The sequence below is a fragment of the Candidatus Lokiarchaeota archaeon genome (assembly GCA_014730275.1).
Classification (GTDB): Archaea; Asgardarchaeota; Thorarchaeia; order Thorarchaeales; family Thorarchaeaceae; genus WJIL01.
This window is the reverse complement of the sequence record WJIL01000008.1, coordinates 1-3,301: the sequence shown is the minus strand read 5'-3', so window position 1 is coordinate 3,301 and position 3,301 is coordinate 1. Positions and strand designations below refer to the sequence as shown.

The following is a 3,301-nucleotide window of genomic DNA, read 5'->3' as shown; positions in this document are numbered from 1 at the left end:
GGATGAGAGTGGAGTTATAGGTCCCGGAGATTGTCAAAGGTTTGCGGCGGATCTAGGACGGACAGACTGTTCCCTCGGCTCCGTGTGGACTGCTTATAATCGGATTTGGCAAATGCCGAAAGAAGCTGGTGAACCATACACGAAAGATGATTGGGTTTTCGAAAACGGACTGGCAAGGCAACACAACATGGATACGCAGGAATACATGTTCGTTGCAGGAGAGGATTGGAGTAACTACAGCGTCCATTCCAGGCTCAGGCTGGACGAAGGTATTCCTGGCAGTGATGGACCACATGGGGGGCTGGTTTTTAGAGCAAATGAAGGAGGCCCATTTTATTCCATCTCACTGCATGCACACTATGATTGTATCCACGTTAAGCAATATAACGGCACTTATCCTACAGAAGTCATTTATACGCCTTTCGACGGGATTCAGATTGATGCAAACACATGGTACGACTTGGAGGCTAGGTTGAATGAGAATTTCGCCGAATTCTACCTTGATGGGGGCTGGGTTGGAGAAATAGAATTGGATGAACAACTAAGCTCGGGCAAGGTGGGGCTTTATTCTTATCAGAGTAAGGTCTCTTATGATTATATATTGGTAGCTGATTCTGATTTAAATGCTCTCCTTTACGATGGTTTTGGCGATGCAGCAAGTGTAAATACTGTTTGGATTCCGGCAACTAGCCTTTGGACCGACACGGGAATCCGGGTGTCGGCTGGAGATCATATTCAGATTCAGATGACGCACGATTCTGGAAATCGCCCTTGTGGTGGAGATCCATGTCCACCCTATGCCCCGTGCGATTATACATGGACTGGGGGCTGTGAAATGGTTCCTGGTAACTACCTATTAATGGGAAAAGTTGCAGAAAACGGAAGTATTTTTGCTGTAGGGTGTGCTTATGATGGTATGGCCGACAGTGATGGCAACCTTTACATTGGATATAATGACGGCTGTAATGTCTTCCACGACAATTCAGGTCGGTTCATTGCCAAAATCGTTTTCACTCCAGGAACTCCATAGTGGACAGTGCGCTATGTTGAACTGGTAATTCCATAGCTTCATCGGCGATAACAGCATGCGATTCGGTATGTAACTTTCATTTGGACATGACGCAATTTTGTCTCCACCCAGGAGTGTAGACTTCCGTTACGGGGGGGCAAAACCCTTTCTTCCTGAGATGATATGTGTAAGGCATACGTCTCGGGGCCTGAGTGAAGATAGCATCATTTTGCCAGTAGCACGGTCATGAATGGTCCATCACCCGTTTCGTTTAGAGATCTAACCGATTTTGCCCCTATCACAATCAAAGATACTCTCGTATAAGGGATGTACATCGACGTCTGCCAAGGTTTTCGCCTACAAAAATTGAACGCAACTCGGCCCGAAGTGTAGATAATATTTCTTCCGCAGCGATACCTCCCAGAATTCTCACTCGCACTCTCGGTTGAATATCAGACGATTCCGACCCAGCCAGTAGTAAGAATTGCTAGGAGCAGTGGATCGGTTTTCCTGAATTGAAAGATGGTACACATTTCTTTCGTCGGACATTGTAGAATCTTGAACCCAGGGACTAAGAGTACATGTTGCGAAGGGTGTAGCTACAGCGAGAACTTCCAGAACTTGAACGAATGCCGAAGAGCACCTGATAAACCTAGATTTCTTCGGGAGGTAGCTGTGCTCCGTGGATGACGGCTACGACGTCTATCTTATCCTGCTGTATTCGGTAAATTATCCGGTAAGGCTTCTCAATCAATTCGCGAACATCTTCAACATCATATTCGGGGACTTTTCGGCCGGACAGCGGTTGATCAGCAATTTGCTCTGAGCGGCGGGTCAGTCTATCGACCATTCGCATAGCATAGGTGGGTGAGTTCAGAGAAATGTATTCGTAGATGTTAACCAGCTGATCAATGGCGTTGCTGGTCCACTGAATCTTCATGTGGACAGGCCAAACCTTTTTCGTACCTCTTCTACTCCGACTGTCCGACCCTCGTCGCTATCCTTGATCCCAGCCTCAATGGCTTGGCGGACATAGATCCGGTACATGACATCTTCCCAGGTTGCGCTGTCAGGCAATTTCTCTAAGAGCTCATGAGCTTGTTCCTTGATGTTTCCCGTTTCCATGTCTTCTCTCCTGTATGAGATTGAGACTGAAATCCAAAATCTATCTGTGTATTCAAAAATTATCAAACACTGATGACGCCGTCAAGTTCGTATGATGACAGGCCGCCGAAGGCAGGTCGCTGCAATTACCCAACGTGGTGTAAGAAGTTATCAATCTGCCCCTGGTTCGTGGCGGGAAGCCTAATCATCCGCGACTACATAGATGATTGGTTAGACTGAATGGCATTCTGGGCAGCATGAACGAGAAACGACGACCTCGACATTCCACGCTTTTTGGCTGCTGCATCAATCTGTTTAAGTGTCATTTCCGGAACAGTGATATTAACCCTAAGCGTTCGGGGCCTAGTATCAGGAACATCGACGACTAAGTAAGCCACGGCATCACTGAAATCGGGATCGGCCATGATTTCCTCAAGCTTTGAAGGGGCCGGGAGTCTTTCACCATCTTCGAGCAAGCCTTGAATATGAAGGGTAAGTGCTTCCTGAGCCATATCCTTGGCTTCATCGATGTCTTTACCGGCTGTAATGCAGCCCGGAAAGTCTGGAAACGAAACGCCGAACTCGCTCTTGGCGTCCTTATGTACAATCGCAATATAGTTTGCCATATTTACACCTCAATTAAATTTGAGTCCCGATTGCCTCTCAATGCTTTTCAAAGTACCCGCGGGGATGTCCTTGTTCGGGTGTGGAACGGTAACCCGACCCCTTTTGTCCGGATGCCGAAACTGAGTGTGAGAGCCAGCTTTGGCCACTTCGTGCCAACCATTACGCTTTAGAATCTTGATAATAGTACGGCTATCCATGGTGTGTATTAATACACATTTTGACCGAGGTGTCAAGTATATACGATCAGGATTTTCGGAGAGTTTCTGAATTACAGCAGTTGGTCAGCCTGGTGTTCGGTGTATTTCCCGATCCTGCTGTTGGCATCAGAGATAGAATCAGTAGTAGTATCGAAGTTGAGCGATGTGAAGGGAGTTTTTGAAAACTTTGTAAACGAATCTATGTTCTTCGGTGATGCGTCTAGACCAATATCCCGAAAGAGCATGTTTAAGGGGTTCAGGCTTGCCAATGCCTTCAAATGGGTTTCGCGTGGTTTCTTTGATCATGTTATTGATGCGCCAAAGAATCTTTTTGTCCGTGTCTTGCCAATAGAGATAGTCGTCC

General features: G+C 46.8%; 6 protein-coding genes. 1 reads left to right on the top strand and 5 read right to left on the bottom strand.

Annotated elements, in window-relative coordinates; genetic code table 11:
• Positions 1 to 112: 112 nt before the first annotated feature.
• Entirely contained in the window at positions 113 to 1,030 is a 918-nt protein-coding gene (locus tag GF309_01100; GenBank protein MBD3157359.1) for a hypothetical protein, read from the top strand.
• Positions 1,031 to 1,661: 631 nt separating this feature from the next.
• Here the strand turns inward: GF309_01100 and GF309_01095 are convergent.
• The 5 genes from GF309_01095 to GF309_01075 form a co-directional block, all read right to left on the bottom strand.
• Positions 1,662 to 1,949, bottom strand: a complete 288-nt coding sequence (locus tag GF309_01095) for a type II toxin-antitoxin system mRNA interferase toxin, RelE/StbE family (GenBank protein ID MBD3157358.1) — start codon at positions 1,947 to 1,949, stop codon at positions 1,662 to 1,664.
• Positions 1,946 to 2,134, bottom strand: coding sequence for a hypothetical protein (locus GF309_01090; protein ID MBD3157357.1), 189 nt, complete (start codon positions 2,132 to 2,134; stop codon positions 1,946 to 1,948). Before GF309_01090 ends, GF309_01095 begins: the two co-directional genes overlap by 4 nt.
• A 194-nt stretch (positions 2,135 to 2,328) precedes the next feature.
• The gene (locus GF309_01085; protein ID MBD3157356.1) at positions 2,329 to 2,739 is read right to left on the bottom strand and encodes a ribbon-helix-helix protein, CopG family; all 411 of its coding nucleotides are present in this window, start codon (positions 2,737 to 2,739) and stop codon (positions 2,329 to 2,331) included.
• 9 nt (positions 2,740 to 2,748) lie between these two features.
• Positions 2,749 to 2,937, bottom strand: coding sequence for an addiction module toxin, HicA family (locus GF309_01080; protein MBD3157355.1), 189 nt, complete (start codon positions 2,935 to 2,937; stop codon positions 2,749 to 2,751).
• Between the two features lie 138 nt (positions 2,938 to 3,075).
• A partial coding sequence (locus GF309_01075) for a Txe/YoeB family addiction module toxin (protein MBD3157354.1) occupies positions 3,076 to 3,301 on the bottom strand: 226 nt, incomplete at its 5' end.